Origin of the sequence: Devosia sp. Root105, from assembly GCF_001424865.1 — a bacterium.
In the GTDB taxonomy this organism is placed as follows: Bacteria; Pseudomonadota; Alphaproteobacteria; order Rhizobiales; family Devosiaceae; genus Devosia_A.
In genome coordinates this window covers 473,433-500,079 of the sequence record NZ_LMCR01000012.1, presented here as the reverse complement: position 1 = coordinate 500,079, position 26,647 = coordinate 473,433, and the positions used below count along the sequence as shown (strand labels likewise).

Sequence of the window (26,647 nt, the reverse complement as noted above, 5' to 3'; positions counted from 1 at the left end):
TCTGTTGGACTTTTCTTTTCAGCTCTACAGCGCGCGGAATTTCCCGCCGCTGGACAGCGTGCTCGGGCGTCTCGCCAAACTCGGCTACAAGCAGGTCGAGGGTTTTGGCGGGCTCTATGCCGAGCCCGATAGCCTCGCCGCATCGTTGAAGCAGCACGGCCTCACCATGCCGACCGGCCATTTCGGCCTCGCCCAGCTCAAGGATACCGAGGCCGCGCTGAAGATCGCAGAAACGCTCGGCATGAGGTTCCTCTATTGCCCGGCGGTCCCCAAGGAGGAGCGCGAGGCAGGGCAGGGCGACAGCAAGTGGATCGAGCTCGGCGAGACCCTCGCCAAGCTCGGCGAAGCCTTCCGCCGACGCGGTTTCGGTTTCGGCTGGCACAACCATGATTTCGAGTTCCGCCCCACCGCCACCGGCAAGCTGCCGATGGACCTCATCCTCGACACCGCGCCCAACAATGATTGGGAAATGGATGTCGCCTGGGTGGTGAAGGGCGGCCAGGATCCGATCGAGTGGATCAAGAAGCATGGCCGCCGCATCAACGCCGTGCACGTCAAGGACATCGCTCCCGCCGGGGAGAATGCCAACGAAGACGGCTGGGCCGATGTCGGCCATGGCACGCTCGACTGGCCGGCGCTCTCGGACGCCGTCAAAGCCCACACCAACGCCCGCTATTGGGTGATGGAACACGACAACCCCGCCGACGTCGACCGCTTCGCATCCCGTTCGATCGCCGCCGTCACCGCCTGGAAGTGAAAGAGGCCACATAATGGATATCGGTTTTCAGCTGTTCAGCGCCCGCAATTACCCGCTCGCGGACGTGCTCAAGAAGGTCGCCGCGCTCGGCTACACCCACGTTGAGGGTTACGGTTCGCTCTACACCGACCCGCAGGCGCTGAAGGCGCAGCTCGATGCCAACGGCCTCACCATGCCGACCGCGCATGTGAGCCTCGGCGACCTCGAGGATACTTCGAAGACCCTGAAGCTCGCTGAGACGCTCGGCATCAAGGTCGTCGTCTGCCCTTGGCTCGCCCCCACCGATCGGCCCACCTCGGCTGATGGCTGGAAGAAGTTCGGCGACCGGCTGCAGAAGATCGGCAAGCCCTTCCAGGATGCCGGCCTCACCTTCGGCTACCACAACCACGAGTTCGAGTTCATCTCGTATGACGGCAAATACGCCATGGACTGGCTGCTCGAGGCCGCCCCGGCCGTGAACGTCGAGGCCGACGTCGCCTGGATCGTCCGCGGCAAGGCCGACCCTGCGACCTGGCTGCCCAAGTTCGGCGATCGCATCGTCGCCGTACACGTCAAGGATATCGCGCCAGCCGGCCAGAACGCCGATGAAGATGGCTGGGCCGATGCCGGCCAGGGCGTCGTGCCGTGGAAGACGCTGTGGCCGATCATCCGCACTGAGACCAAGGCGCAGTACTTCGTCGCCGAGCACGATAACCCCAATGACATCGACCGCTTTGCTTCGCGCTCGATCACCTTCATCAAGACTCTCGGAGCCTAAGATCATGGCAAAGACCTATGGCGTCGGCATCATGGGTGCCGGCAACATCTCGTCCGCCTACCTGCGCCTCGCGCCGCTGTTCAGGAACCTCGAAGTCCGCGCCATCGCCGACATCATTCCCGAGGCCGCACAGAAGCGGGCAGGGGAGTACAATGTCGCGGCGCAGACCCCCGATGAGCTGCTGAAGAACTCCGAGATCGACGTGATCGTGAACCTCACGATCCCCTCGACCCACTTCTCGATTTCGAAGGACATCCTCTCGGCCGGCAAGCACGCCTATTCCGAGAAGCCGTTCGTCCTCAGCGTCGAAGAGGGCATTCAGCTCAAGGCACTGGCCGAGGAGCACAAGCTCAAGGTCGGCTCCGCGCCCGATACCTTCCTCGGCGGCGCGCATCAGCAGGCCCGCTCGATCATCGACTCGGGCAAGCTCGGCAAGATCGCCTCGGGCACCATGCACGTACTGAGCCGCGGCATGGAGCACTGGCATCCCAACCCGGATTTCTTCTTCCAGCCCGGCGGGGGGCCGATCCTCGATCTCGGCCCTTACTACATCACCGACCTGATCAGCCTCGTCGGTCCGATCAAGCGCGTCACCGCGTTCACCGGCTCGGCCCGGGCCGAGCGTGAGGTGACCACCGAGGGCTCGCCGTTCAAGGGCACGTTCATCAAGGTCGGCACCCCGACCACGATCCACGCCATCCTCGAATTCCACTCGGGCGCCATCATCACCCTGGGCGCCAGCTGGGACGTTTCCAGCCATGGCCACCATAATATCGAGCTCTACGGCACCGAAGGTTCGGTCTATGTGCCCGATCCGAACTTCTTCAACGGCGACGTGACCATCACCGATCGCGCCGGCACCAAGGAGAAGGTGACCCCTTGGGATCACCCGTTCGGCAAGGCCAACCAGGATCTCGACAAGCCCAACCCGCGCGCCAACTACCGCAATGCCGGCCTGAGCGACATGATGGACTCGATCGAGACCGGCAAGAAGGCGCGCTGCGATCTCGATGTGGCGCTGCATGCCGTCGACGTCATGACCTCGATCCTCCGTGCCGGCGAAACCGGCCAGGTGATCACGCTGCAGACCACCTGCGAGCGCCCTGCCGCCCTCGGCATCGAAGAAGCCCGCGCCCTGCTGCGCTGAGCCCTTGTCGCCATCCAGTGTTGAAGAGGCCCGGGTGTCACCCGGGCCTCTTTCGTTCGGCGATCACCAGTCACCACCGACCCCGGTCCCAACCACCAAGTCATTCCCGCGAAAGCGGGAACCTCCGTTTTCGCGCCCACGGCACGATCGCAGACGGAGATCCCTGGCCGTCGAGGCGGAGTAGGGCGGGGGAGGGCTCGGTGCGACCCGAACCGTCACCTCGCGGCTTGCCGCCTCAGCGCCGCACCAGCGTGTGCAACGACTCGAACCGTGCCTTGGGTTGGATACCCTTGGGCAGGTTGGGTGCGACGTGCTGGGCAAAGAAGCGCCCTGCATCTTCGCGGCTCTCCCACACCTCCACGATCCGCCAGCCGCCCTCGGTGGCGTGGGCCGAGTGCATCAGGAAGCCCTGGGCGTCCGCATAGTGCGGCTGCACGGTTTCGAGCACCCGCTCATAGCCTTCGACGCTCTGGCCTGCGACGTCCGAAATCATCATGATTGCCATGTTTGTCTCCTTCAGCCTGAGAACCCGCCATTGCGCAGGAATTCTTCCTCGGCGCCGGTGGCCTCGCGGCCAAGGATCGGGTTGCGGTGGGGGAAGCGCCCGAACTGCTCGATCACTGCCCGGTACTTTCTCGCGTGATCGGTATAGGGCGAGCCCATGTGTTCCAGCAGCTCGCCGCCGCGCACGTGGTCGGCCAGGCTCTCGGAATGGCCGAACGGGATGTACATGAACAACCTGAGCTCGAGATCGATCATCAGGTCTTGACCCCAACTGGTCGCCAGCATCGCGATGCGCCGCGCATGGGTGTCGGTGGCGTAAGCCTTGGGCGTGCCGCGGAAGGCATTGCGGGGGAACTGGTCGAGCAGGATGAGCAGTGCCAGTGAACCGCGCGCCGTACCGGTCCAATGGTCGAGTTGCCCCTTGGCGGCGAGCTCATAGAGCGCGATGTAGCTCTCGGTGAACAGCGCATCGAAGGCGGCGTCCTTGGCGAACCACAGCTCGCGCCCCGCCTTGCGCCAGAATGCGATCAGCTGCAGCGCCTCGTCGGGTGTCTCGTTGGAGAACTGAGCCAGCATCATTTCCCACTCTCCTCGCGCGCCGCCGACGGTGTGGTGGGTGCCGGCAAGCGAAGCGTCGTGGGCGGTGTGCGCTTCGGCTTCGAGATATTGTGGCGCGCGGCCCAGCGGTCGCCGATCATCATGAAGGTCAGGTACATCAGAGAAAGTCCTCAGGTTGCCCACCCGCGGCGTCGGGATGCCCGATTGCCGGGTCGTGAATCCAGTGATATGAATGCATCGATATGCTGCACCAGATTGATCTATCTCGTACCGACCTGAATCTGCTCGTGCTTTTCGAAGTCGTGCTGCAGGAGCTGCATGTCGGCAGGGCTGCGCAGCGTCTCAACCTATCGCCCTCGGCGGTCAGCCACGGCCTCGGCCGGCTACGCGCACAGCTCAATGATCCGTTGTTTCTCAAGACCCCGCGCGGCGTTGTGCCCACCGAGCGAGCCCTCGGTCTGGCCGAGCCGATCGCCGAAATTCTGGCGCGGGTCCGGCAGGTGGTTTCGTCGGCCGAACCTTTCGATCCGCGGACGTCGCGCCGCCGCTTCATGATCGGCTCGCCCGACGGAAGCGCCATTGCGCCGCTGCCGGCTCTGCTCGCTGAGCTCTCGGCAAAGGCGCCGGGCATCGATATCGGCACACGGCAGATCATGCCGGACGTCAGCCGCGCCCGACCATGGGAGGCCGTGTTCGAGGAACTGGACTCCCGCAGTGTCGATCTCGCCGCGGTAACCTTCGGCGAGGTGCCGTCCCGGTTCGTGTCGCGCCCGCTCTACCACGGCGACTTCGCCGTCGTTGCCCGCCAGGGCCACCCGTTCCTCGACGATCCCTCACTCGATGCCTATTGCGCAGCCAACCACGTCATGGTCTCGGCGCGGGGCGATGTCGGCAGCTACACCAGCGACGTACTAGCCGGGCTCGGCCGCAGCCGCCGGGTGCAACTCACCGTGACGCACTTCATCGTGGCGCTTGCCGCCATCGCTGAAACCGACCTCATCGGCACCATCCCGGTGCCTGTGGTCAGTGCCTATGCCCGCCGCTTCGGCCTCGGCACCGCGCCGGTGCCGTTCGACCAGGGCGATCCCAGCTTCGTCCATCTGGTCGCGCCGCGCGCCGGCCTGATGGATGCGGGTCTGGTCTGGTTGATGGATACCATCGAGCGTTTGGTGCTCGAGAGCCTCGGGCCCTGAGCAGAGGCCGCAAAACCCTGCTGGTTTCCGTTCGCCGTCACCTTGACAGTTCCGAGCCGAGCATGAAGGTAGCTGCCGACATGTCAGCGGCGGCCCGGCTCAACCCATCTCTCGAACCATTGGCGGGCAGGGCGTCCCACTGACTTGAGGTACGTGCACAAGCGACGGCGGAACCGCGCCGTTCCAAGGGAGGTATTCTGATGCGCACCATCAAAGGGCCGGCGATTTTCCTCGCCCAGTTCGCGGGCGACAAGGCCCCGTTCGACACGCTCGACCACATCTGTGCCTGGGCGGCCGACCTCGGCTACAAGGGCGTGCAGATCCCGACCTGGCTGACCCATTTCGTCGACGTCGAGAAGGCAGCGACCTCCAAGACCTATGCCGACGAGGTGAAGGGCACCGTTCAGAGCCACGGCCTCGAGATCGCCGAGCTCGCCAGCCACATCATCGGCCAGCTCGTCGCCGTGCACCCGGCCTATGACACGCTCTCCGACGGCTTCGCCATCCCGGAAGTGCGCGGCAATCCGAAGGCGCGGCAGGAATGGGCGGTAAAGCACCTCAAGGCTTGCGCCGCGGCATCGAAGAACCTCGGCCTCAAGGCGCACGCTACCTTCTCCGGTGCGCTGGCCTGGCCCTACCTCTATCCGTTCCCGCAGCGTCCGGCCGGTCTGGTCGAAGAGGCCTTCGATGAGCTGGCCCGGCGCTGGACCCCGATCCTCGACGAGTTCGACAGGCACGGCGTCGACGTCTGCTACGAGATCCACCCGAGCGAGGACCTGTTCGACGGCGCGACCTATGAGATGTTCCTCGAGCGGGTGAACAACCACCCGCGCGCCAACCTGCTCTATGATCCCAGCCACTTCGTGCTGCAGCAGCTCGACTACCTGCAGTACATCGATTTCTATCACGAGCGGATCCGGATGTTCCACGTCAAGGACGCCGAGTTCAACCCGACCGGCCGGCAGGGTGTCTATGGCGGCTTCCAGTCCTGGGTGAACCGGGCAGGGCGCTTCCGCTCGCTCGGCGATGGCCAGGTGGATTTCGCCGGTATTTTCTCGAAGCTCAGCGCCTACGGTTTCGACGGCTGGGCGGTGCTCGAGTGGGAATGCGCCATCAAGTCGGCGGAGCAGGGCGCGGCCGAGGGCGCGCCGTTCATCCAGAGCCACATCATCAATGTCACCGAGAAGGCGTTTGACGACTTCGCCGCGTCGGGCACCGACAAGGCGGCCAACCGCAAGATTCTCGGTCTGAGCTAAGCACTGGGGCAACCCCACACGCGGTGTCATCCCGGCGCAGACCGGGATCCATCCTGAGATATCTCTCACCCACACGGTGAGCTGAAGCAGCTCAGGATGGGCCCCAGCCTTCGCCGGGGTGACGCGGTGGGTGGGGTGACATCCCGTCAATGGAACTGAGGGAGTAAGAAAATGGCAGAGAACGGCGCTCCGCGCATTCGCCTGGGCATGGTCGGTGGCGGCACCGGTGCTTTCATCGGCTACGTCCACCGTGTCGCCGCTCGCATCGACGGCGATTATGAACTGGTCGCTGGCGCCCTGTCGTCCAACGCGGCAACGGCGCTCGAGAGCGGCAAGAACCTCGGCCTCGCCGAGGACCGCATCTACACTTCGTACGAGGAAATGGCCGCCAGGGAATCCGCCCGCAAGGACGGTATCCAGGCGGTCTCCATCGTTACGCCCAACCACGTGCATTTCGGCCCAGCCAAGGCCTTCCTCGAGGCCGGCATCCACGTCATCTGCGACAAGCCGCTGACCTCGACGCTGGACGATGCGCGAGCGCTGGCGGCAATCAAGCCCAAGAAGGGTGCAAAATTCCTCCTCACCCACAACTACACCGGCTATCCGCTGGTGCGGCAGGCGCGTGAGCTGGTGAAATCCGGGGCCCTGGGCAAGATCCGCGTCGTGCAGGTGGAATACCCGCAGGACTGGCTGACCAATGCCGCCGACCCCGGCAACAAGCAGGCGTCCTGGCGTACCGACCCCAAGCGCTCCGGCGCCGGCGGCGCCATCGGCGATATCGGCACCCACGCCTATAACCTCGCGCGCTTCGTCACCGGGCTGAAGACCGAGGCGGTCAGCGCCGAGCTCACCAGCTTCGTCAAGGGGCGTAAGCTCGATGACGACGTGCAGATCAAGCTCAGGTTCCAGGGCGGCGCCAAGGGCATGCTGTGGGCCAGCCAGGTCGCCGTGGGCTCGGAGAACGGCCTGCAGCTGCGCGTCTATGGCGAAAAGGCCGGCCTCGAGTGGCGGCAGGATAACCCGAACTACATGTGGTTCACCGAGTTCGGCAAACCCAAGCAGTTGCTGACCCGCGGCGGCGCCATCTCCGCTCCGCCCGCTGCCGCGATGAACGTCCGCATCCCGGGCGGGCACCCGGAGGGCTATCTCGAGGCTTTCGCCACGCTCTACAGCCAGTTCGCCCAGGTGATCCGCGGCGAAGGTAAGGATGTCGCCGGGCTGCTCCCCAGCCTTGCCGACGGCGTCGAAGGCATGGAGTTCATCATGGCCTCCGTCGCCTCGTCGAAGGCCGACGGCAAGTGGACCAAGCTCAGCGAGGTTTGAGCCGGGCGTTATCGAGATCGCGGCCCCACCCCACCCTTAATCCCTCCCCATCAAGGGGAGGGAAGGGCGATAGAACCGAAATGCCGGTAATGGCGTCTCCCTCCCCTCAGGGCGCTACCGCGTCCCCTTGTGGGGAGGGATCAAGGGTGGGGGGCCACAGCCGCGATGCTGGCCGTTACACCCAAGCCACCACCGCCCCCCAGATCAGCACCAGCCCTGACGCGGTCAGCCCGACCAGCACAACGCGTCGAAACCCCACTGTCGTCAGCCGCTTGAACACCAGCACGCCGAGGATGGCGAACGGCACCAGCACCACGCCGGTCAGTGCCAGGGCGCCGAGCATCTCGGCTTCGAGCGTCCCGGCGATCAGGTAGACGGTCAGCGTTGCCGTGTGCATGGCGATATTGAAGCCCTGCAGCACGCCGCGCTGCTCGTCCTTGCTCCAGCCGCGCAGTGTCGTCCACAGCGTCGGTACCGGACCCGAGATTGCCGCCATGCCGCCGAGCACTCCGCCGATCCAGCCGATTGCCGTGTCGGCCACCCCTCCGCCCCAACTGAACCGGAGGTCGGGCCGCAGCAGCAGCATCAGTGGGCAATAGGCGACAAGGAACAGCCCTAGTCCGAACTTGAACAGATTTGGGTCGGCCGCACCTACCAACTGCGCACCGATCGGCACGCCGATCAGTCCGCCGATGATGAACGGCAGCGCCGCCTTCGCGCTGAAGCCGCGCCACACGAAGGGCAGCGTCACCAGTTGCCCGACCAGCGAACCGAACACCGACAGCACCACCGCCAGCCGGGGATCGACGCCCCATGCCCACACCGACAGCGCCACCAGCGCGAAGGCAAAGCCGGAAACGCCCTGCGCAAACCCGGCCAAAGCCGCGCCGACGGCGATCAACACCAGCATCTGGTCCATCGTGCTACCGGCGCCTGTTCGGCCGGCCGGTCGCGCTGGCGGGCGCCACCGAACGATCCATCCGCTCGACCTTGAATCCTGCTTCGCCGAGCAGTGTTGGCACGCCGACCGGGCCGGCGAGGTGTCCCGCGCCGACCACGATCATGGCGTCCTCGTTGTTCGCCAGCATCTCAGCGATCTCGGTGGTCCAGCGGCGGTTACGATCGCCCAGCATGCGCCGATAGGTCGGCGAGTCGACCGGCCCGAGCGCCGCATTCATCGTGCGCGCCAGCGCTTCGACGTCGCCGGCGTGCCACAGGTCGGCCAAGGCGCCCAGGCCCTGGTCGGGGCTGTCGCTCGCCGCAATGGTGCGCATCAGCGAGGTGACCTGTTCGGCATCGGGCAGTCCTGCGAACAGCCGGAACTGCGTTTCCGCTGTTTCCAGCTCGCGCCGCCGGTCCTCGGCAATTTCGTCGAGCAGCACCAGCTCGACGCCGGCCTGCTGCGTCATCGCGCTTTCGCCACCACCGCCTGCCGAAAGGCTCATGCTCATCAGCGTCAGGTCCGCCATCCATGGCCGCATCGGCTCGATCAGGTCGCGCAGCAAGCCGTGCTCATCGAGGAAGGCCTGCAGCGTGTCCTGCTGTTCGCCGGTCAGGTAGTCGCTGAGCTGCCGCCCGTCCCGGTTCATGCCATAGAGCATCGATAGTCGGGTGAACGTGGCGTAGGCGTCCACGTCCAGCACCATCTCGAAATAGACGTGCTCGGCCTCGGCGAGCGCTGCGTCGAAGCGTGGCGTCCGCCAGTCCCGGTCCTTGTCGAGAATGTGGATGGAGCCGAACAGCCAGACGGAGCTGTCGGCATCGCTGACCCGCCACAGGGCAGGGGCCGCCGGCGTTGCGGCGGGAGCGAGCCCGGCCAGCAACGACAGCAGCAACAGGGTGCGGCGGAGGAATGCCCTCATCGCCGCGGGCCCTTAATGGGTCCAGGGCGTTTTGCGATCGGAGCGGAAATTGTCCGAGTAGGTGGTGCGCTTCACCGTCGGCTTGTGGTCGGGCAGCACCTGGTAGGCAATGCCGTTCTTGTGCGCATAGGCCTCAGCTTCTTCGAGGGTGTCGAAGGTGAGGCGAATCTGCGCCCGCGTATCGGTGCTCGAGGTGTAGCCCATCAGGGGCTCGATTTCGCGCGGGGCGGCCGGCTCATGCACCAGGATCCATTCCTTGGACTTGCCCCGGCCGGACTGCATGGCATTGGGCGCAGGCCGGTAGATTCGTGCCGTCATCGTTACTTCGAGTCCTGTTGTCCGAATTGGACTAACTCATAGGGGTTTCTGGGCGCTCTTTCGAGTCCTTCTGTTCCCCTCGAGATCGGAAGAACTCGATCAGGTAAGTCGGGGCTCCGGGCTCCGGGCGGACGGTGATGCGCTGTCCAGGCGCGATGCCCACGAGTGCGTCGAACGGGTCGGCTGCAAGCGGCCCGCCCAGCCCTTCGACAACCGTCCTGCCGCCAAACACCAGCACCGTTTCGGCGGCCACCCCTGCGATGGAGAAGGTCCCATCCTGATGCAACCGACGCATCCTATGCGTGAACCACCCGCGCCGTGTCATCGCATTGAGGTCGGTCGTTTCGCCTTCGAGGACACTAGCGTGCACGGGCACTTCGCCGGCGAAGGAGAACGGTTCGCTGTGGTCGGTTACAGAGACCGTACGATCGGGCAGTCGCAGCGCGATGCCGCGTCCGCTCAGGACGGCGATCGTCCGGTCGATCCCGACGAATGTCGAGAACGGGCCGTCGGCATTGACCGTGGCGATGCTGAGGCGCCACAGGAAGTCGGACCCGGCGCCGGCGTCGTGGCGCGCGGCAACCTCGCGGGTAACGCCACCGCCGTTTCGCCAGGGCGTGACGGGCAGGTCCTCGAACCGGGTGAGCCGCATGGCGTCCTCAGCCAAGGATACCGGGGAGGTCGAGCCCCTTCTTGCGTGCGACATCGAGGGCGATTTCGTAGCCGGCATCGGCGTGCCGCATCACGCCGGTCGCCGGATCGTTCCACAGTACGCGTTCCAGCCGGCGGGCCGCATCGTCGGTGCCGTCGGCACAGATCACCATGCCGGCATGCTGTGAAAAACCCATGCCGACGCCGCCGCCATGGTGGAGCGAGACCCAGGTTGCGCCCGACGCGGTGTTGAGCAGCGCGTTCAGCAGCGGCCAGTCCGAAACCGCGTCGGAGCCATCCTGCATCGCCTCGGTCTCGCGGTTCGGCGAGGCCACGGAACCCGAATCGAGGTGGTCGCGGCCGATGACCACGGGCGCCTTCAGTTCGCCGCTGCGGACCATCTCGTTGAAGGCGAGGCCCAGGCGGTGACGGTCGCCGAGGCCGACCCAGCAGATGCGCGCCGGCAGGCCCTGGAACGCGATGCGCTCCCGCGCCATGTCCAGCCAGTTGTGGAGGTGCGTATTGCCCGGCGTCAGCTCGCGCACCTTGGCGTCGGTCTTGTAGATGTCTTCGGGGTCGCCCGAGAGCGCCGCCCAGCGGAACGGGCCGATGCCGCGGCAGAACAGCGGGCGGATATAGGCCGGCACGAAGCCCGGGAAGGCAAAGGCGTTCTCAAGTCCTTCGTCCTTGGCGACCTGGCGGATATTGTTGCCGTAGTCGAGCGTCGGAATGCCCCGGTCCCAGAAGGCCAGCATCGCCTCGACATGTTCGCGCATCGAGGCGCGCGCTGCCTTCTCGACCACCTTGGGGGCGCTCTCGCGCTTCTCGCGCCATTCGGCCATGCTCCAGCCCTTGGGCAGGTAGCCGTTGATCGGGTCATGCGCCGACGTCTGGTCGGTGACGAGGTCGGGGCGAATGCCGCGGCGCACCATCTCCGGCAGGATTTCGGCGGCGTTCCCGAGCAGGCCCACCGATTTCGCCTCGCCGGCTTTGGTCCAGCGCGCGATCATCTCGAGCGCCTCGTCCAGCGTTGTCGCCTTCTCGTCCAGGTAGCGGGTGCGGAGGCGGAAATCGATCGAGTCCGGGTTGCACTCGACGGCGAGGCAGGAGGCGCCGGCCATGACGGCGGCGAGCGGCTGGGCTCCGCCCATCCCGCCAAGGCCCGCGGTGAGGATCCACTTGCCCCTGAGGTTGCCGTCATAGTGCTGGCGGCCGGCTTCGACGAACGTCTCGTAGGTGCCCTGCACGATGCCCTGGGTGCCGATATAGATCCACGAGCCGGCGGTCATCTGGCCGTACATGGCCAGGCCCTTCTTATCGAGCTCGTTGAAGTGATCCCAGGTCGCCCAGTGCGGCACGAGGTTAGAGTTGGCGATCAGCACGCGCGGCGCATCCGCGTGGGTGCGGAACACCCCAACGGGCTTCCCCGACTGGACCAGCAGGGTCTGGTCGGCCTCGAGCTTTTCGAGAGCTGCGACGATGCGATCGAAATCCTGCCAGGTGCGAGCCGCCCGGCCGATGCCGCCATAGACCACCAGTTCGTTGGGGTTCTCGGCGACATCGGGGTCGAGGTTGTTCATCAGCATGCGGAGCGGCGCCTCGGTGAGCCAGCTCCTGGCCCGCAACTGGGTGCCGCGAGGGGCACGGACTTCTCGAATGTTGTGGCGGGGATCGGTCATGGCTTTGCTTCCGCGAGAGAGGGGGCAAGCGCCTCAAGGCGCTGCAGCATTTCGCCCAGCTGGGCGCGCAGGCGTTCCGACTTGCTGGGGTCGAGTTCGAAGGGCGGCGCTTCTGCAACGAGGTGCGTGGCCTGCGCCAGTTCGAGTTGGATCGTCTGCACGCCGCCGGCCGGGTTGCTGTAGTGGCGTGTCGTCCAGCCGCCCTTGAAGCGGCCGTTGAGCACCGAGCTGTAGCCCTCGGCCGCCCGCGCGACGTCGTAGACGGCGGCTTCGACGGCGGGTGCACAGGACTTTCCGTCAGCCGTGCCGACGTTGAAATCCGGCAGCGTGCCCTGAAACAGGAACGGGATGTTGGAGCGGATCGAGTGGCAATCGAACAGGATGGCGACGCCGTGCGCCGCGCGGACCCGCTCGACTTCGGCCGTCAGCGCCGCGTGGTAAGGGGCGTGGAACACCGCCAGCCGCCGCTCAATCTCGGCAGCGTCGGCGAAGCCGCCTTCGGCCCAGATCGGTACCCCGTCGAAGTCGGTTTCGGGGACGAGGCCAGTGGTGTTCTGGCCCGGATAAAGGCTGACGCCGGTGGGATCGCGACCCACATCGATGACATAACGGTGGTGGGTGGCGCGGATGGTCGAGGCGCCCGGCAGCAGGCCGCGATAGAGTTGGTGGATGTGCCAATCCGTGTCCGCGAGGATTTTGCCGTTGTCGTTCAGCCGATCCTGGATCTCGGGCGGCACGCAGGTCCCGGTATGCGGGAATGCCAGGATGACGGGCGAGGTGCCCCGGTGGAGCTCGAAGATCTCCATCAGTGCGCCAGCCCCGGCAGGATGCCAGGTCCGATGGCGCTGGCGAGGCCACCATTGGCGACCAGCGTCACGGCGGCGGCGATGTCGGGCGCCATGTAGCGGTCTTCCTCGAGTTCGGGGACGACAGCGCGAAGCGCCGAGCGAGCCTTGATCAGTTCGGTGCCCGTCTGCAGCGGCGCCCGGCAATCGACACCCTGCGTCGCCGTCAGCGCCTCGATGCCGATAATGCCGAACAGGTTCTCGGTCATCTGCAGCAACCGGCGCGCCCCGTGGCAGGCCATCGAGACATGGTCTTCCTGGTTGGCCGAGGTGGGGGTGGAGTCGACCGAGGCCGGATGGGCCATCTGTTTGTTCTCGCTCATCAGCGCCGCCGAGGTGACCTCGGCAATCATCAGGCCGGAATTGAGCCCTGGCTTCTTGGCGAGGAACGCCGGCAGCCCGTAGGAGAGGGCCGGATCGACCAGCAAGGCGATGCGCCGCTGCGCAATGGCGCCGATCTCGCACACCGCGATGGCGATCTGATCGGCCGCGAAGGCCACCGGCTCGGCGTGGAAATTGCCGCCCGACACCACGCTGCCATCGGACAACACCAGGGGGTTGTCGGTGACGGCGTTGGCCTCGATCTCAAGAGTCTGCCCGGCGTTGCGAAGCAGGTCGAGGCAGGCGCCATCGACCTGCGGCTGGCAGCGAATGCAGTAGGGATCCTGGACCCGTTCGTCACCTTCGACATGGCTCTCGCGAATGGCTGAGCCGGCGAGCAGCGTGCGGAGCGCCGCTGCCGCATCGATCTGGCCCTGGTGCCCCCTGAGGGTATGGATATCGGGATGGAAGGGCGCGGAAGAGCCCATCGCGGCGTCGGTCGACATGGCGCCGGTGATCAACGCCGCCTGGGCGGCGCGATGCGCGCGGAACAACCCGGCAAGTGCCAGCGCCGTCGAGGTCTGCGTGCCGTTGATCAGCGCCAGGCCCTCCTTGGCGGCGAGCACCACCGGGGTAAGCCCGGCCCGCTCAAGCGCCTCGCGGCCACCAACGCGTTCGCCGCGATAGAACGCCTCGCCCTCGCCGATCATCACCGCCGTCATATGCGCCAGCGGCGCCAGGTCGCCAGAGGCGCCGACCGACCCCTTTTCCGGGATCAGCGGGATGACGCCGCGCGCCAGCATGGCTTCGATCAGCCGGATGAGCTCGATCCGCACGCCGGATGCACCGCGCCCCAGCGACACCAGCTTCAGCGACATGACCAGCCGCACGATGTTCTCCGCCAGCGGCGCACCGACGCCACAACAGTGCGACAGGATCAGGTTGCGTTGCAGCGTGGCGAGATCGGCTGCCTCGATCTTGATCGAGGCCAGTTTGCCGAAGCCGGTATTGACGCCATAAACCGGGGCGTTGCCGGCAGCGATCTGGGCAATGCGGGCCGCGGCGCGGTCGACCGCGGCGTCGAATCCCGGATCGAGCACCGCAGGAGTGCCGTTCCAGAAGATCTCGGACAGCGTCTCGAGCGAGACGCTCCCCGGTGTGAGCGTGATAGTCATGTTGCCTTGCCCTTGAAGATGCGGCGATGCAGCGGGTTGAAGCCGATGCGGTAGGTGAGTTCGGCCACCGAGGCGCAGTTCCAGACCGCGAAGTCTGCGGACTTGCCGGCCTCGAGCGTGCCGGTCTGCTCGAGCAGCCCCAGCGCCTGCGCCGCTATGCGCGTCGTTCCGGCCATGCATTCGGTGACCGTCAGCCCGAACAGGGTGGCGGCCATGTTCATGCCCAGCAGCAGCGAGGTGAGGGGCGAGGTGCCGGGATTGCAGTCGGTCGCGACAGCGGTGGCGACGCCATGCCGGCGCAGCGCGGCGATATCGGGCTTGTGCGTCTCCCGGATGGCGTAGAAGGCCCCCGGCAACAGCACGGCCACGGTGCCTGCGGCGGCCATTGCCGCGGCGTCCGTATCGTCGATGTATTCGAGATGATCGGCCGAGAGCGCACCGTAACGGATGGCGAGCAGCGTGCCGCCGAGATGGCTCAGCTGCTCAGCATGGAGCTTCACCGGCAGCCCGAGCTCCCGCGCCAGGTCGAAAACCCGGGCGATCTCCTCGGGCGAAAAGGCGATGCCCTCGCAAAAGCCGTCGACGGCGTCGACCAGCCCGTCGGCATGCGCCGCTTTGAGGCCGGGCAGCACCACCTCGTCGAGATAGGCTCCGTTGCGTCCCCGGTACTCCTCGGGCGTCGCGTGGGCGCCCAGATACGAGGTGACGACGCGCACCGCGCGCCGGTTGCCGAGCTCGCGGGCGGCGCGCAGCATGTTCAGCTCCGCCTCGATGCTGAGGCCGTAGCCCGACTTGATCTCGATGGTCGCGAGGCCTTCGGCCATCAGCGTGTCGAGGCGCGGCAGGGCCTGCTCGACAAGTTCCTCGACCGACAGCGCTCGGGTGGCCCGAACGGTCGAGACGATGCCGCCCCCCGCTTTGGCAATCTCGACATAGCTGGCGCCTTCGAGCCGCATTTCGAACTCACGGGCGCGGTTGCCGCCATGCACGATGTGGGTGTGGCAATCAATCAGCGCCGGGGTGACCAGCCGGCCGCCGAGGTCGATCTGCTGCGCGCCGTCGATATCAGGCGCCTCCGACGCGGCGCCGGCGAAAACGATGCGTTCGCCGGAGGTGACGACGACACCGTTTTCAATCGGCTCGACCGAGGGGGTGGCCATCGTCACGAGGCGGGCGTTCCGCCATAGTTTCACGTCGGCGTCGAGGCTGGGGATTGGTGTCGGCATTGCATGTCCGCTTTCAATCGTCCTAAAAGATGTATAGACATAATAGGGTCGATGACAAGAGAGTTTTTCCGTTTGTCCCGTCAGGATCGCTCGATGACCAAGCTGTTCGCCGCCGCCGCCTTGCTTCCCACCGGTCTCGCCCGCGATGTCAGCATCGGGATCGAGAACGGGCTGATCACCTCGGTGGCAGAGGGGAGTGCGCCGGCTGTCGCAGACGAGCGCCATGCGCTGCTGGCGCCGGCGGTCCCCAACCTCCACAGCCACGCTTTCCAGCGCGCCATGGCGGGGCTGACCGAGAGGCGTGGGCCTGGTGAGGACAGCTTCTGGAGCTGGCGGACCCAGATGTATCGCTTCGCCCTGACGATGACGCCCGACGACGTCGAGGCGGTGGCGGCCCAGCTCTATGTCGAAATGCTCGAGGCGGGCTTCTCGCGGGTCGGCGAGTTTCACTACCTGCATCACGACGTCGATGGCCGCCCCTATGGCAACATCGCGGAGATCGCGGAACGCATCGCGGCCGCCAGTGCCGAGGCGGGCATCGGCCTGACCCTACTACCGGTGTTCTACGCGCACTCAGGCTTCGGGCCGAAACCGCCGATCGAGGGGCAGCGGCGCTTCATCAACGACACGGCTCGCTTTGCCGAACTGGTGACCGCTTCGCGGCGCGCGGTCCGCGCGCTGGAGGGCGCGGTGGTGGGCATCGCCCCGCACAGCCTGAGGGCCGCGACCATCGACGAGATCCGGGAGATCCTGCCGCTCGCCGAAGGGCGGCCCGTGCACATCCACATCGCGGAGCAGCTGCTGGAGGTCGAAAACTGCGTTGCCGCCACCGGCGCCCGCCCCGTTGAGCTGCTGCTTGCCGGCGCGCCGGTCGATCAGCGCTGGTGCCTGATCCATGCCACCCATCTCACTGCCGATGAGGTAGCGGGCATCGCCGCGAAAAAGGCAGTGGCGGGTCTCTGCCCGATTACCGAAGCCAACCTTGGCGACGGCATATTTGCCGGCGCCGCATTCGTCGCGCAGGGCGGCCGCCTGGGCGTGGGCTCGGATTCCAACGTCCAGATCTCGCTCGCCGGTGAGCTGCGGCAGCTGGAATACAGCCAGCGCCTGGCGCAGCAGAGCCGCAACGTCATCGCGAGGGCCGGACAGTCGACCGCCGCTGAGCTCCTCAATCTGGCGGCAGAGGGTGGAGCGCAGGCGCTCGGGGTGCAGTCGGGGATTGCAGTCGGCAACCCCGCCGACCTGGTGTCATTCTCGGCCGCCGGTGCGCCTTACCTGCCGCCGGCTGATCAGCTCGACGCGTTTGTGTTCGCCTCCGGGGTCTCGGTGGCGGATGTCTGGGTCGGCGGCAAGAAGCAAGTGGTCGATGGCAAACATGTTAAGTCGGACGCCATTCGGCGGCGGTTCGAGTCGACCATGCGCCGCCTGCTTGGGGCTTGACCCCATCGGCGGAACATCGGTTAGCTTTGGTTTGAAGCACGGGATTGGATGAGCGTGAGCACACTAGTGACTGCCGAGCGTGACACCGAAGCCGGCACGCTCCACCAGCGCATCCTCAATGACATTGAAGGCAAGATCGTTTCGGGGGAATGGCCCATCGGCCACCGCATCCCGTTCGAGGTGGATCTCGCTCGCGAGTATGGCTGCTCGCGGATGACCGTGAACAAGGTCCTGACCCAGCTGGCGCGGGCCGGGCTGATCGAGCGGGTGAAAAAGAGCGGCAGCTTCGTCAGCCAGCCGCACACCCAATCCGCGGTGCTCGAGATCAGCGACATCCGCAAGGAAGTGGAATCGCTCAAGCTTCCCTATGCCTTCAATGTTCCGCGGGTGACGAAGCGGAAAGCCCAAGGCGCCGATCGGCTGCTGCTCGATGTGCCCATCGGTACGGCGATCCTCGATATCACCTGCGTCCACCTGGCAGGCGGTAAGCCGTTCTGCCTCGAACAGCGGCTGATCAATCTGAGCAGTGTCGAGGGCGCCGACCAGGCGGATTTCACCAAGGTCCCGCCGGGACAGTGGCTGCTGAGCCAGGTGCCGTGGAGCTCGGCAGAACACCGCATTCATGCGGCAGCAGCGGACGCCACGACCGCCGAGCAACTGGGGATCGAGCAGGGGACGGCATGCCTCGTGATCGAGCGGCGGACCTGGAGCGGCGGCGCTGCCGTCACTCAGGTGCGGCTGACCTATCCGGGGGATCGCCACGCCCTCGTCGCCACCTTCACCCCATCGTCGTGACCGCGCATCGGGTCGCGATCCTACCGACATTATGTATAGACATGAGTGACTGAAAGTGCTGATACTCGTCAACTGCATCTCTGGGAGGAGGCTGCATGTCTAGCAAATCTGCCTTCGACCTCACGGGAAGGCGCGCCCTGGTGACCGGCGGCAGTCGCGGCCTGGGGCAGGGGATTGCCATTGCCCTCGCGGCGGCCGGCGCCGAGGTCTGCGTCACGGCGCGTGCCCGTGCCAGCCTCGACGCGACGCTGAGCCAGGTGGCTGCAGCCGGTGAGCCTGGCCGGGCGCTCGAGCTCGACGTCACCGATGTCGCCGGCATTGCTGCGGCGATCGGTGAATTGGACGCGAGCTGGCCGATCGACATCCTCGTCAACAATGCCGGGTTCGAAAGCGTCGCGCCGTCGCTCGATGTCGATGAAGCCCTGTGGGACAGCATCGTCGACACCAACCTCAAGGGCAGCTTCTTCTGCGCCCAGGCGGCGGCGCGCGGTATGGCCTCCCGCGATCGCGGTGGCTCGATCATCAACCTCTGTTCGCTGACCTCCTATGTGGGGGTGCCCACCGCCGTCCCCTACGGCTCGTCGAAATCCGGGTTGCTCGGCATGACCCGCGCCCTGTCGGCGGAATGGGCTCGGCACGGCATCCGCGTCAACGCGGTCGCGCCGGGCTATTTCCGCACCGAGATGACGGAAGGTTTCTATGCCGATGAGGCCTGGGCCACCGGCATGCTGGGAAAGATCCCGCAGGGCCGCTTCGGGCTGGCCGAGGATGTCGGCGGCCCTGTCGTCTTCCTCGCCAGCACCGCATCGGCCTATGTGACGGGGCAGTGCCTGGCGATCGACGGAGGCTACCTTGCCTCCATCTGACGCGCCATTTGCACAATCTTTGTGCAGAAAGGAAAACTGCACAAGTCGTGTTGACACACAGGTCGATATGTATAGACATTATTGGCATGAGGTGGCTGCGACTGGCCTGTTCGAGGGGAAGTTATGACGATTGAAGCCGGCATTGAAGGTCGTGCCGCCCAGGCGACCCGCGTCGCGGTATCGGTGCGCAATGTCGACATGAGCTTTGCCGATTTCCATGCCGTCAAGGACGCCTCCTTCGATCTCGAGGACGGGCGCTTCCTGACCATTCTCGGGCCTTCGGGGTCCGGCAAGACCACGCTGTTGCGGATGATCGCCGGCTTTCAGAAGCCCAGCGCGGGCGAGATCTTCATCAACGGCAAGCCGGTCAGCGCCACGCCGCCGCACAAGCGGTCGATCGGCATGGTGTTCCAGAAGCTGGCGCTGTTTCCCCACATGACCGCGGCTGAGAACGTCGCGTTCCCGCTCAAGATGCGGCGCTTCGATGCGACCACCATCCCGGAGCGGGTGCAGCGCTATCTCGATCTCGTCCACCTCGGCGGCTATGCCGATCGGCGCATCCACCAGCTTTCGGGCGGGCAGCAGCAGCGCGTGGCCATTGCCCGCGCCCTGGTGTTCGAGCCCGACCTGCTGCTACTCGACGAACCGCTGGCGGCGCTCGATCGCAAGCTCCGCGAGGAGATGCAGCTCGAGTTCCGCCGCATCCAGCGCGAGCTCGGCGTCACTACCATCAATGTCACCCATGACCAGCGCGAGGCCCTCGTCGTTTCGGACGAGGTGATCGTGATGGACAAGGGCGTTATCCAGCAGAAGGCGCCACCGTCAGCGACCTACCGCACGCCGGCCAATGCCTTTGTCGCCGGCTTTATCGGCGTTACGAATTTCATCTCGGGCAAGGTCACGGCGACCTCAGGTGATGCCGTCAGCTTCGATGTCGGTGGCAGCGAGGTCACCGGCACCTGGGCGGCACAAGGCCCTGCACCCTCGGTTGGCGCTTCGGTCACCGGTGCGCTGCGCGCCGAACAGGTCCGGCTGGCATCGTCCGAAGCCGAGCTTTCCGGCTGCCAGACCACCAGCCGCGGTGTCGTCCGCGACGCCATCTTCGAGGGTGAACGCCTCGTCTACGAGATAGACCTAGCCCCGGGCACGCTACTGCGCGTGTTCGATCATGATCCAGCGGCTCACAAACAATTCGCCATCGGGGACAACGTGGCGATGGGCTGGAACGCACGCGATGTGCTGACCTTCCCCAACTGAGCCGGCTGGTAGAGACAATAGGAGAGAGAAACCATGACTGATCACAAATCCATCCTTGCCCTGTCCCGCCGCAAATTCCTCGGCGGCGCCGCCGCGCTGAGCGGCATCGCAGCCTCCGGCTTCGCGACACGGGTATTTGCCCAGGAACCGGCCAAGCCCGCCGAAATCATCGTGCGGGCCTGGGGTGGCTCGTGGGTCGATAGCCTCAAGGCGGGCGTTTCCGACCCCTTCACCGCTGCCACCGGCATCGCCGTCCGGCACGACCTGACCGAAGACAACGAGATCCAGCCCAAGGTGTGGGCGGCGGTGGCGCAGAACCGGGTGCCCCCGATCCACATCAACTGGGACACCACCACCAATGCCACCAAGTCTGCACTGCGTGGCGTGACCGAGGATCTGTCCGATCTTTCGAACCTCGCCGGCACCACGGACCTCGCCAAGCCTGTCGGGCTCGAGGGCTATCCGATCGTCAACACCTACGGCTATGTCTACGTGCTGGCCTACCGTCCCGAGGCCTTCCCGGATGGCGCCCCGACCTCGCTGCAGGTGCTGCTCGATCCCAAGTTCAAGGGCCGCATCGCGCTCTACAACGACGGTATCGGCTTCCACTTCCCGGCCCAGGTCGCCGGCGGCGGCAAGCTCGAGGATATCCCCGCCAACATGCAGCCGGCCTGGGATTTCATCGCCAAGGTCAAGCAGCAGGCGCCGCTGCTCGGCGAGGATCCGGATTTCACCACCTGGTTCCAGAACGGCGAGATCGACCTCGCGGTCACCATCTCGACCAATGCCCGCGAAGCCAAAAAGAACGGCGTCAACATCGCCTGGACGGTCCCCGAGGAGGGCGCCAAGTTCGACACGGATGGTCTCTGGATCCCCAAGGGCCTGCCCGAGAACGAGCTCTACTGGGCCAAGCAGTACATCAACTTCGCCATCACCAAGGACGCCCAGCAGGTGTGGCTCGATGGCCTCGGGCTGCCGGGCGTCGTCCCCGGTCTCACCCCGCCGGCCGATCTCGTCGGCGATCCGTCCTATCCGACCAAGCCGGAGGATTTCGAGCACCTGATCCGCATCTCCTCGCAGGTCCAGGTCGAGAACGAGAGCACCTGGTTCGGCGAATTCAAGAAGATCATGCAGGGCTGATCTCGCTTCGAACTCGGGACGGCGCTCTGTGCCGTCCCGCACTACCCCAAGGGAGCACTATGCGAACGTATCGAAAGGCCTATCCGCTACAGTGGCGGATCATGGACGGTATCGAGGCCGCCGTGGCCGCCGTCTGGCCGAGACGACTGGCTGGTGCGCTGCCCTACGTAATGGTGCTGCCGGCGGTGCTGCTGGTGCTGCTCCTGGTGATCGGCATGGTGCAGATCGCCGACCAGAGCGCTCGTGTCCTCGATACCAGTACCTTCATGCCTTCGGCCGACTACCGCTCGGCCAACTACGAGCAGATCTTTAATAGCGGCCTCTACTGGTCGATCCTGTGGCGGAGCCTGCTCGGCTCGGTGATCGTCACCGTGCTCTGCCTCGTCTTCGCGTTTCCCTACAGCTACCTGATGGTGCGCACGCCCTCGGCCTTGCTGCGCAAGTTCCTGCTGATCGCGCTGTTCCTGCCCTTTTTCATCGGCCAGGTGGTGCGCGCTTATGGCTGGCTCATCATCCTCGGCAACCAGGGGGTGGTGAACGAGGTGCTGGGGCTGGTCGGCGTTCCCCCCATGCGGCTGCTCTACAACTACCCAGCCGTCCTCTTCGGGCTGGTACAGTACATGATCCCGTTCGCCGTGCTGATGCTGGCGCCGGCCCTCACCGCCATCCCCGAGGAGATCGAGTCCGCTGCCAGCAGCCTCGGCGCCAACTGGTGGCGGAGCTTCGTCCACGTCGTGCTGCCGATGGCCAAGCCCGGCCTGATCGGCGCCGGCCTCGTGGTCCTGACGCTGTCGTTGACCGATTTCGCCATGCCGGCCATCCTTGGCGGCGGCTCGCAGGATTTCATCGCCAATGCCATCTACGACCAGTTCTTCCGCACCTCCGACCAGGGGATGGGCGCCGCGCTCACCATCATCCTCGTCGGCATCGGTTCGCTGGTCGTTGGCATCGTCTTTTCGATCTTCGGGGCCGGCACCCTCGCCATGGGGAGGGATCGCAAATGACCCAGCAACCCCTGGGCAAGTCCATCGTCATCTGGACGATGGTGGCCCTGGTCCTCATCGTCCTCTCGGCCCCGACGATCGTGGTCCTCGGCGCCTCCTTCACCTCGGGCAACATCATCCAGTTCCCGCCCCAGGGGTTCTCGCTGCAGTGGTACGCCAAGATCGCGCTGGCCGATGACCTGCGCAGCGCTTTCGTCCGGTCGCTGGCCGTGGCGCTGATCTGCACCCTGATTTCCATCCCGGTCGGCACCCTCGCGGGCATCGCGCTCAGCAAGTATGCGATCAAGTTCGAGCGGACGCTGCAGATCTACTTGCTGCTGCCCTTCACCATCCCGCTGATCGGTTCCGGCATCGGGCTGATGCTGCTGTTCGGCGAGATGCGGATTCTCGGGCAGATCTGGCCGGTTGGCCTCGCCTGCTGCGTCATCAACCTGCCGTTCATGATCTGGGCGGTGATGGCGAGCTCGGCGAGCCTCGACCCCGACCTCGAACTGGCGGCGGCCAATTGCGGGGCAGGGCCGATCTCCACCTTCTTCAATGTGACCATCCCGGGCGTCATGCCCGGCATCATCAGCGGCTCGCTGCTAATGTTCATCCTGGCGCTCAACGAGTTCCTGGTCAGCCTGCTCCTGACCGACGCCCGGACGGTGACGCTGCCGGTGCAGATCTACAATTCGATCCGCTCGATCATCACCCCGGACCTCGCGGCCATCTCGGTGGTCTTCATCGTCTGCGCGACCCTGGTGATCGCGCTGCTCGACCGCCTGGTCGGCCTCGACATCTTCCTCAAATCGAAATGACGGTCCGCCGTCCGTACGCAAAGTGAGACGAACTATGTCTGACGTGTCCTTCTACGACTACGCGAAGCTCTCGACCGAGCAGCGGGCAGCGCTGCTGAAGCGTTCCGAGGCCGATCTCTCCGGCGTCATCGAGAAGGTGAAGCCGATCATCGAGGCGGTGCGGACCGAAGGCGATGCCGCGCTTGCCCGGTTTGCGCGGGATCTCGACAAGGCTGAGAACGTCACCGAAGCGACGCTGCAGGTCACGCCGGCTGAGTTCGACGCCGCCTTCAAGGCGGTCGACAGCAAGGTTATCGACGCCATCCAGTTCGGCATCGAGAACATCCGCAGCTTCCACGAGGAGCAGAAGCCCGAGACCATGTGGATGAAGGAGATCCGGCCGGGCGCCTATGCCGGCGATCGCTTCACCCCCATTCAGTCGGTCGCCCTCTATGTGCCGCGCGGCAAGGGCTCGTTCCCGTCGGTGACCATGATGACCTCCGTGCCGGCCGTCGTCGCCGGTGTGCCCAATCTTGCCATCGTCACCCCGCCGGCGCCCGATGGCAGCGTCGACGCAGCAACCCTGGTGGCGGCGCGCCTCGCCGGCGTCGAGACGGTCTACAAGGCCGGCGGCGCCCAGGCGGTTGCCGCGATTGCTTATGGAACGAAGACGGTCAAGCCGGCCCTCAAGATCGTCGGTCCGGGCAGCCCCTGGGTGGTGGCCGCCAAGCGCCTGCTCTCCGGCGTCATCGATACGGGCCTCCCTGCCGGTCCCTCCGAGGCGGTGATCTTTGCCGACGACACCATCAATGGCGGCCTCGCTGCGCTCGACCTGCTCATCGAAGCCGAGCACGGCCCGGACTCGTCGGCCTACCTCGTCACCCACAGCCGGCGCGTCGCCGAGGAGGCCATGGCCGCGCTGCCGGGTATCTGGGCGAAAATGACCGAGCAGCGCGTCGCCTTCTCACGCACCGTGCTGACCGGCGGCAAGACCGGCGGCATCATCCTCACTTCGTCGGTGGAGGAGAGCTACGACTTCATCAACGCCTATGCTCCCGAGCACCTCGAGATCCTCTCGACCGAGCCCTACGATCACCTCGGCAAGATCACCGAGGCGTCGGAAATCCTGCTCGGCCAGCACACCCCCTGCAGCATCGGCAATTTCGGCCTCGGGCCCAATGCCGTGCTGCCGACCAGCCGCTGGGCCCGCACCTACGGTCCGCTCTCGGTTACCGATTTCGTCAAGCGCAGCTCGATCGGTTACGTCACGGCCGCAGGTTTCCCGCTGCTCGCCAGGCACGCCCACGAGCTCGCCATCTACGAGGGTTTTTCGTCACACGCGCTCGCCGTCTCCGAGCTTCGCCAGCAGTTTGTGCGGTAGCCGATCCTATGCATGCGGTGCGCCTCCATGACGTCAAGGACCTGAGGTTCGAACAGGTCGCTGCCCCCGGGGCGCCTGGCCCCGGTTCGGTGCTCATCGCCGTCGAGGCCGCCGGCATCTGCGGCTCGGACCTCCACAACTTCTCGACCGGGCAGTGGATCTCGCGCCGGCCAAGCGTCGCCGGTCACGAGTTCTGCGGCCGGGTCGTCGCGGTCGGGCAGGGGGTGGCCGGCCTGTCGGTTGGGCAAGCCGTGGTGGCCGATTCCCGCTTCTGGTGCGGCGAGTGCCCGCAGTGCCGCGACGGCCATCGCAACGCCTGTGAACGCCTCGGCTTCGTCGGCGAGGTCTGCGATGGCGGCTTCGCCGAACAGGTCATCCTGCCGGCGCGGCTGGTGCAGCCGCGACCAGAGACCATGGACCCACGCGTTGCGGCAATGAGCGAGCCACTCGCGGTGGCCCTGCACGCCATCAACAAGGTCGCACCGGCCGACGGTGCTGCCGTGCTGGTGGTCGGCTGCGGCACCATTGGCGGCCTCTGCGCGCTCGCCCTCTCGCATAGCCATAGCGGCCCGCTCTTCCTGGCGGATCGCAATGCCGATCGGGCCCGGATGGTCGCAAAGGTCACCGGCGGTCAGGTTGTCGATCTCACGCCGGACGCCATCGCCGCCGCCAACCAGGGCCGACCGCTGCGTTTTGCCATCGATGCCACTGGCAGCATCGCCGCCTTGCGGCAACTGCTCGATGTCATCGGGCCGAACTCCGTGCTTGGCCTTGTCGGCATCAGCCACGGCAAGCTCGATCTCGACCCCAATCACCTGGTCGAGCGCGAGATCCAGCTCGTCGGCTGTCACGCCTTCAAGGACGAACTGCCCGAGGCCATCGCCCTGGCTGACGTGCTGGGCGAGCAACTGCTCTCCCTGATCGACGAGGAGATCGGGCTCGACCAGGTGCCGGCCGCCTTCGAGCGTTTGCTGGCGGGCAATGCCAAAGGCCTCAAGACCATCATTTCCATCCGCTAGCCCGGCAGACCCGACCATGACCCAGTTTTCCAGCCGGACGGCGGATATCCGCGCCGCCGCCAAGCACCGTGATGGCCGGGCGGAACCGCTGCTCGCGGCGCTGCTCGCCGATCTGTTCAAGATCGAAGCGCAGAACGTCGCCATCAATCGCGACCAGTACAGCCTCAACTCGCTCAACGGTTTCTTCGACACCGCCGACGGCGCCTTCTTCTTCAAGTTCCACCAGGAAGAGGGCGAAGAGCAGATGAGTGGCGAGTACTATCGCGCCGATATCCTGGCGCGCGCCGGGCTACCAGTGGATCAGGCGGTCTACACCTCGACGCTCCCGGGCGAGCAGATCCTCGTCTATCGCCGGCGCACCGATCCGCGCTTCTCCGATGTCCTGCGGGCCCTCGACCTCGACGACCTTGCCGAGCATCGTGCCGCGGCGGTTGCAGCCGAAGCGACGCTGAGCGATCGCGTCACCGACATCTACCGGCAGACGCTGCACCCGATCACGCCGGCGCAGTCGCAAAGCGAACCGGTGCACCGTCTGTTCTTCGAGCGCCTCATCGATCCGGTCACCGGCGCCTATCCCGGCGGTCGCCTCAAGAGCTTCTATGTCGGCCAGAGCTTCGCATTTCCGGGCGCCACGCTGAGCTGGGCCGAATTTGCCGGCGCCAGGGTCATCGTCAACGGCGTTGCCTATCGCCACTCGATCGGCGAACTGTTCGAGCTGGCGCGCCACCGCCTGAACCCTCTTCGCCTGGCGGATGCCGGCGGCGTCGTGGCGCATGGCGACGCGCACAATGCCAATGTCTGGTACTCGGAGGGGCAGGGCGGGCCCAGCCTGTCATTCTTCGATCCGGCGTTTGCCGGCGAACACGTGCCGACCCTCCTCGCCGAGGTGAAGACGACCTTCCACAACATCATCGCCCATCCGCTCTGGCTCTATGACCCCGAGCAAGCCGCCGAACGGTACACGGCAACCGCGACCTATCGCGACGGCACCCTCACCATCGACACCGACTGGGCCCTGACCCCGGTCCGCGAGGACCTGCTCCAGGTCAAGGCCAAACGCGCCTGGCGCCCGCTATTGCAGGATTTGCGGGATCAGAACCTGCTGCCGGCAGACTGGCGTGAGGTTATCCGTCTGGGCCTGTTCCTCTGCCCCACACTGGTGATGAACCTCCGCGCCGGCAGCGGCCGCCACAACCCGGTCTCGTCGGCCATCGGCTTCGCTAACGCGGTGCGTGTCGGCAGCGAACCGAGTGCGGGCGCGGACTTCATCACCGCGTTCCTCGATTCGATCGAACCGCGTTAGGCGTTGCTGGTTGGGCAACGCAGCGCCGCTGACGGTGACACAACGTCTCGACGACTGCTTATGGCCCAAAGCGGCCGTCGAGAACTCAGCA

The 26,647-nt window shown here is 65.9% G+C and carries 27 protein-coding genes; 16 read left to right on the top strand and 11 right to left on the bottom strand.

Annotation, left to right across the window (positions count from 1 at the left end; all coding sequences use genetic code 11):
- The first annotated feature begins 4 nt into the window (after nt 1–4).
- Genes ASC68_RS11045 through ASC68_RS11035 form a run of 3 tightly spaced genes read left to right on the top strand, consistent with a single transcriptional unit; the run spans nt 5 to nt 2,661 of the window.
- Entirely contained in the window at nt 5–757 is a 753-nt protein-coding gene (locus ASC68_RS11045; protein WP_055878721.1) for a sugar phosphate isomerase/epimerase, read from the top strand.
- Nucleotides 758–767: 10 nt separating this feature from the next.
- On the top strand, nt 768–1,514 hold the full coding sequence (locus tag ASC68_RS11040) for a sugar phosphate isomerase/epimerase (protein ID WP_055878718.1): 747 nt from the start codon (nt 768–770) through the stop codon (nt 1,512–1,514).
- A 4-nt stretch (nt 1,515–1,518) separates the two neighbouring features.
- Nucleotides 1,519–2,661 (top strand): Gfo/Idh/MocA family oxidoreductase, encoded by a 1,143-nt coding sequence (locus ASC68_RS11035; RefSeq protein WP_055878715.1) that lies wholly within the window; start codon nt 1,519–1,521, stop codon nt 2,659–2,661.
- Between the two features lie 235 nt (nt 2,662–2,896).
- Here the strand turns inward: ASC68_RS11035 and ASC68_RS11030 are convergent, their stop codons facing one another.
- From ASC68_RS11030 to ASC68_RS28635, 3 genes are read right to left on the bottom strand one after another with little or no spacing between them, the layout of a single operon-like run.
- Nucleotides 2,897–3,166: a hypothetical protein gene (locus ASC68_RS11030; RefSeq protein WP_055878713.1), complete on the bottom strand. Its 270-nt coding sequence runs from the start codon at nt 3,164–3,166 to the stop codon at nt 2,897–2,899.
- 11 nt (nt 3,167–3,177) lie between these two features.
- A complete protein-coding gene (locus tag ASC68_RS11025) occupies nt 3,178–3,744 on the bottom strand; it encodes a DUF924 family protein (protein ID WP_244488402.1) in 567 nt (188 codons plus the stop codon).
- Nucleotides 3,741–3,881: a hypothetical protein gene (locus ASC68_RS28635; protein WP_156384515.1), complete on the bottom strand. Its 141-nt coding sequence runs from the start codon at nt 3,879–3,881 to the stop codon at nt 3,741–3,743. Before ASC68_RS28635 ends, ASC68_RS11025 begins: the two co-directional genes overlap by 4 nt.
- An 84-nt stretch (nt 3,882–3,965) precedes the next feature.
- Between ASC68_RS28635 and ASC68_RS11020 the strand changes: the two genes are divergently transcribed.
- The 3 genes from ASC68_RS11020 to ASC68_RS11010 all read left to right on the top strand — a co-directional run bounded on the left by ASC68_RS11020 (nt 3,966) and on the right by ASC68_RS11010 (nt 7,495).
- Nucleotides 3,966–4,916 carry a LysR family transcriptional regulator gene (locus tag ASC68_RS11020; RefSeq protein ID WP_055878710.1) on the top strand — a complete coding sequence of 317 codons (951 nt, stop codon included), beginning with the start codon at nt 3,966–3,968 and terminating at the stop codon, nt 4,914–4,916.
- A gap of 200 nt (nt 4,917–5,116) precedes the next feature.
- Entirely contained in the window at nt 5,117–6,172 is a 1,056-nt protein-coding gene (locus ASC68_RS11015; RefSeq protein ID WP_055878707.1) for a sugar phosphate isomerase/epimerase, read from the top strand.
- A 171-nt stretch (nt 6,173–6,343) separates the two neighbouring features.
- Complete coding sequence (locus ASC68_RS11010; RefSeq protein ID WP_055878706.1) at nt 6,344–7,495, top strand: Gfo/Idh/MocA family oxidoreductase; 1,152 nt, start codon at nt 6,344–6,346, stop codon at nt 7,493–7,495.
- A gap of 175 nt (nt 7,496–7,670) precedes the next feature.
- Here the strand turns inward: ASC68_RS11010 and ASC68_RS11005 are convergent, their stop codons facing one another.
- From ASC68_RS11005 to hutI, 8 genes are read right to left on the bottom strand one after another with little or no spacing between them, the layout of a single operon-like run.
- Nucleotides 7,671–8,414: a sulfite exporter TauE/SafE family protein gene (locus tag ASC68_RS11005; protein ID WP_055878703.1), complete on the bottom strand. Its 744-nt coding sequence runs from the start codon at nt 8,412–8,414 to the stop codon at nt 7,671–7,673.
- 4 nt (nt 8,415–8,418) lie between these two features.
- Nucleotides 8,419–9,357: a TraB/GumN family protein gene (locus ASC68_RS11000; RefSeq protein WP_055878701.1), complete on the bottom strand. Its 939-nt coding sequence runs from the start codon at nt 9,355–9,357 to the stop codon at nt 8,419–8,421.
- A gap of 12 nt (nt 9,358–9,369) precedes the next feature.
- Nucleotides 9,370–9,675, bottom strand: coding sequence for an ETC complex I subunit (locus ASC68_RS10995; RefSeq protein ID WP_055878698.1), 306 nt, complete (start codon nt 9,673–9,675; stop codon nt 9,370–9,372).
- A 31-nt stretch (nt 9,676–9,706) separates the two neighbouring features.
- The gene (locus ASC68_RS10990) at nt 9,707–10,327 is read right to left on the bottom strand and encodes a HutD family protein (RefSeq protein ID WP_055878696.1); all 621 of its coding nucleotides are present in this window, start codon (nt 10,325–10,327) and stop codon (nt 9,707–9,709) included.
- Nucleotides 10,328–10,334: 7 nt separating this feature from the next.
- A complete protein-coding gene (gene hutU, locus ASC68_RS10985; RefSeq protein WP_055878693.1) occupies nt 10,335–12,005 on the bottom strand; it encodes a urocanate hydratase in 1,671 nt (556 codons plus the stop codon).
- Nucleotides 12,002–12,811 (bottom strand): N-formylglutamate deformylase, encoded by an 810-nt coding sequence (gene hutG / locus ASC68_RS10980; protein WP_055878690.1) that lies wholly within the window; start codon nt 12,809–12,811, stop codon nt 12,002–12,004. The genes hutU and hutG overlap by 4 nt, the downstream gene beginning before the upstream one ends.
- Nucleotides 12,811–14,346, bottom strand: a complete 1,536-nt coding sequence (gene hutH, locus ASC68_RS10975; RefSeq protein ID WP_055878687.1) for a histidine ammonia-lyase — start codon at nt 14,344–14,346, stop codon at nt 12,811–12,813. Before hutH ends, hutG begins: the two co-directional genes overlap by 1 nt.
- A complete protein-coding gene (gene hutI / locus ASC68_RS10970; protein ID WP_055878684.1) occupies nt 14,343–15,572 on the bottom strand; it encodes an imidazolonepropionase in 1,230 nt (409 codons plus the stop codon). Before hutI ends, hutH begins: the two co-directional genes overlap by 4 nt.
- A gap of 93 nt (nt 15,573–15,665) precedes the next feature.
- Between hutI and ASC68_RS10965 the strand changes: the two genes are divergently transcribed.
- The 10 genes from ASC68_RS10965 to ASC68_RS10920 all read left to right on the top strand — a co-directional run bounded on the left by ASC68_RS10965 (nt 15,666) and on the right by ASC68_RS10920 (nt 26,556).
- The gene (locus ASC68_RS10965; RefSeq protein WP_055878681.1) at nt 15,666–17,012 is read left to right on the top strand and encodes a formimidoylglutamate deiminase; all 1,347 of its coding nucleotides are present in this window, start codon (nt 15,666–15,668) and stop codon (nt 17,010–17,012) included.
- A gap of 54 nt (nt 17,013–17,066) precedes the next feature.
- A complete protein-coding gene (gene hutC, locus ASC68_RS10960; RefSeq protein WP_248310524.1) occupies nt 17,067–17,807 on the top strand; it encodes a histidine utilization repressor in 741 nt (246 codons plus the stop codon).
- A gap of 95 nt (nt 17,808–17,902) precedes the next feature.
- Nucleotides 17,903–18,673: a glucose 1-dehydrogenase gene (locus ASC68_RS10955; protein ID WP_055878674.1), complete on the top strand. Its 771-nt coding sequence runs from the start codon at nt 17,903–17,905 to the stop codon at nt 18,671–18,673.
- A 123-nt stretch (nt 18,674–18,796) separates the two neighbouring features.
- Complete coding sequence (locus ASC68_RS10950; protein ID WP_055878671.1) at nt 18,797–19,930, top strand: ABC transporter ATP-binding protein; 1,134 nt, start codon at nt 18,797–18,799, stop codon at nt 19,928–19,930.
- A 33-nt stretch (nt 19,931–19,963) separates the two neighbouring features.
- Nucleotides 19,964–21,070 (top strand): PotD/PotF family extracellular solute-binding protein, encoded by a 1,107-nt coding sequence (locus tag ASC68_RS10945; protein WP_055878668.1) that lies wholly within the window; start codon nt 19,964–19,966, stop codon nt 21,068–21,070.
- A 59-nt stretch (nt 21,071–21,129) separates the two neighbouring features.
- The gene (locus ASC68_RS10940; RefSeq protein WP_055878665.1) at nt 21,130–22,074 is read left to right on the top strand and encodes an ABC transporter permease; all 945 of its coding nucleotides are present in this window, start codon (nt 21,130–21,132) and stop codon (nt 22,072–22,074) included.
- A complete protein-coding gene (locus ASC68_RS10935; protein WP_055878662.1) occupies nt 22,071–22,874 on the top strand; it encodes an ABC transporter permease in 804 nt (267 codons plus the stop codon). Before ASC68_RS10940 ends, ASC68_RS10935 begins: the two co-directional genes overlap by 4 nt.
- Nucleotides 22,875–22,908: 34 nt before the next feature.
- A complete protein-coding gene (gene hisD / locus ASC68_RS10930) occupies nt 22,909–24,234 on the top strand; it encodes a histidinol dehydrogenase (RefSeq protein ID WP_055878660.1) in 1,326 nt (441 codons plus the stop codon).
- 8 nt (nt 24,235–24,242) lie between these two features.
- Nucleotides 24,243–25,253, top strand: coding sequence for an alcohol dehydrogenase catalytic domain-containing protein (locus ASC68_RS10925; RefSeq protein ID WP_055878658.1), 1,011 nt, complete (start codon nt 24,243–24,245; stop codon nt 25,251–25,253).
- 16 nt (nt 25,254–25,269) lie between these two features.
- Nucleotides 25,270–26,556 (top strand): hypothetical protein, encoded by a 1,287-nt coding sequence (locus ASC68_RS10920; RefSeq protein ID WP_055878655.1) that lies wholly within the window; start codon nt 25,270–25,272, stop codon nt 26,554–26,556.
- The last annotated feature ends 91 nt before the right edge of the window (nt 26,557–26,647 follow it).

Coding starts and splice junctions, on each gene's coding strand:
- hutG (WP_055878690.1), bottom strand. CDS start 12,811: ATGGAGATCTTCGAGCTCCACCGGGGCACCTCGCCCGTCATCCTGGCA.
- ASC68_RS10965 (WP_055878681.1), top strand. CDS start 15,666: ATGACCAAGCTGTTCGCCGCCGCCGCCTTGCTTCCCACCGGTCTCGCC.
- ASC68_RS10940 (WP_055878665.1), top strand. CDS start 21,130: ATGCGAACGTATCGAAAGGCCTATCCGCTACAGTGGCGGATCATGGAC.
- ASC68_RS10955 (WP_055878674.1), top strand. CDS start 17,903: ATGTCTAGCAAATCTGCCTTCGACCTCACGGGAAGGCGCGCCCTGGTG.
- ASC68_RS11000 (WP_055878701.1), bottom strand. CDS start 9,357: ATGAGGGCATTCCTCCGCCGCACCCTGTTGCTGCTGTCGTTGCTGGCC.
- ASC68_RS11010 (WP_055878706.1), top strand. CDS start 6,344: ATGGCAGAGAACGGCGCTCCGCGCATTCGCCTGGGCATGGTCGGTGGC.
- ASC68_RS10935 (WP_055878662.1), top strand. CDS start 22,071: ATGACCCAGCAACCCCTGGGCAAGTCCATCGTCATCTGGACGATGGTG.
- ASC68_RS10925 (WP_055878658.1), top strand. CDS start 24,243: ATGCATGCGGTGCGCCTCCATGACGTCAAGGACCTGAGGTTCGAACAG.
- ASC68_RS11035 (WP_055878715.1), top strand. CDS start 1,519: ATGGCAAAGACCTATGGCGTCGGCATCATGGGTGCCGGCAACATCTCG.
- ASC68_RS10990 (WP_055878696.1), bottom strand. CDS start 10,327: ATGCGGCTCACCCGGTTCGAGGACCTGCCCGTCACGCCCTGGCGAAAC.
- hutI (WP_055878684.1), bottom strand. CDS start 15,572: ATGCCGACACCAATCCCCAGCCTCGACGCCGACGTGAAACTATGGCGG.
- ASC68_RS11005 (WP_055878703.1), bottom strand. CDS start 8,414: ATGGACCAGATGCTGGTGTTGATCGCCGTCGGCGCGGCTTTGGCCGGG.
- hisD (WP_055878660.1), top strand. CDS start 22,909: ATGTCTGACGTGTCCTTCTACGACTACGCGAAGCTCTCGACCGAGCAG.
- ASC68_RS11030 (WP_055878713.1), bottom strand. CDS start 3,166: ATGGCAATCATGATGATTTCGGACGTCGCAGGCCAGAGCGTCGAAGGC.
- hutH (WP_055878687.1), bottom strand. CDS start 14,346: ATGACTATCACGCTCACACCGGGGAGCGTCTCGCTCGAGACGCTGTCC.
- ASC68_RS11025 (WP_244488402.1), bottom strand. CDS start 3,744: ATGATGCTGGCTCAGTTCTCCAACGAGACACCCGACGAGGCGCTGCAG.
- ASC68_RS11020 (WP_055878710.1), top strand. CDS start 3,966: ATGCTGCACCAGATTGATCTATCTCGTACCGACCTGAATCTGCTCGTG.
- ASC68_RS10950 (WP_055878671.1), top strand. CDS start 18,797: ATGACGATTGAAGCCGGCATTGAAGGTCGTGCCGCCCAGGCGACCCGC.
- ASC68_RS10995 (WP_055878698.1), bottom strand. CDS start 9,675: ATGACGGCACGAATCTACCGGCCTGCGCCCAATGCCATGCAGTCCGGC.
- ASC68_RS28635 (WP_156384515.1), bottom strand. CDS start 3,881: ATGTACCTGACCTTCATGATGATCGGCGACCGCTGGGCCGCGCGCCAC.
- hutU (WP_055878693.1), bottom strand. CDS start 12,005: ATGACCGATCCCCGCCACAACATTCGAGAAGTCCGTGCCCCTCGCGGC.
- ASC68_RS11015 (WP_055878707.1), top strand. CDS start 5,117: ATGCGCACCATCAAAGGGCCGGCGATTTTCCTCGCCCAGTTCGCGGGC.
- ASC68_RS10920 (WP_055878655.1), top strand. CDS start 25,270: ATGACCCAGTTTTCCAGCCGGACGGCGGATATCCGCGCCGCCGCCAAG.
- ASC68_RS10945 (WP_055878668.1), top strand. CDS start 19,964: ATGACTGATCACAAATCCATCCTTGCCCTGTCCCGCCGCAAATTCCTC.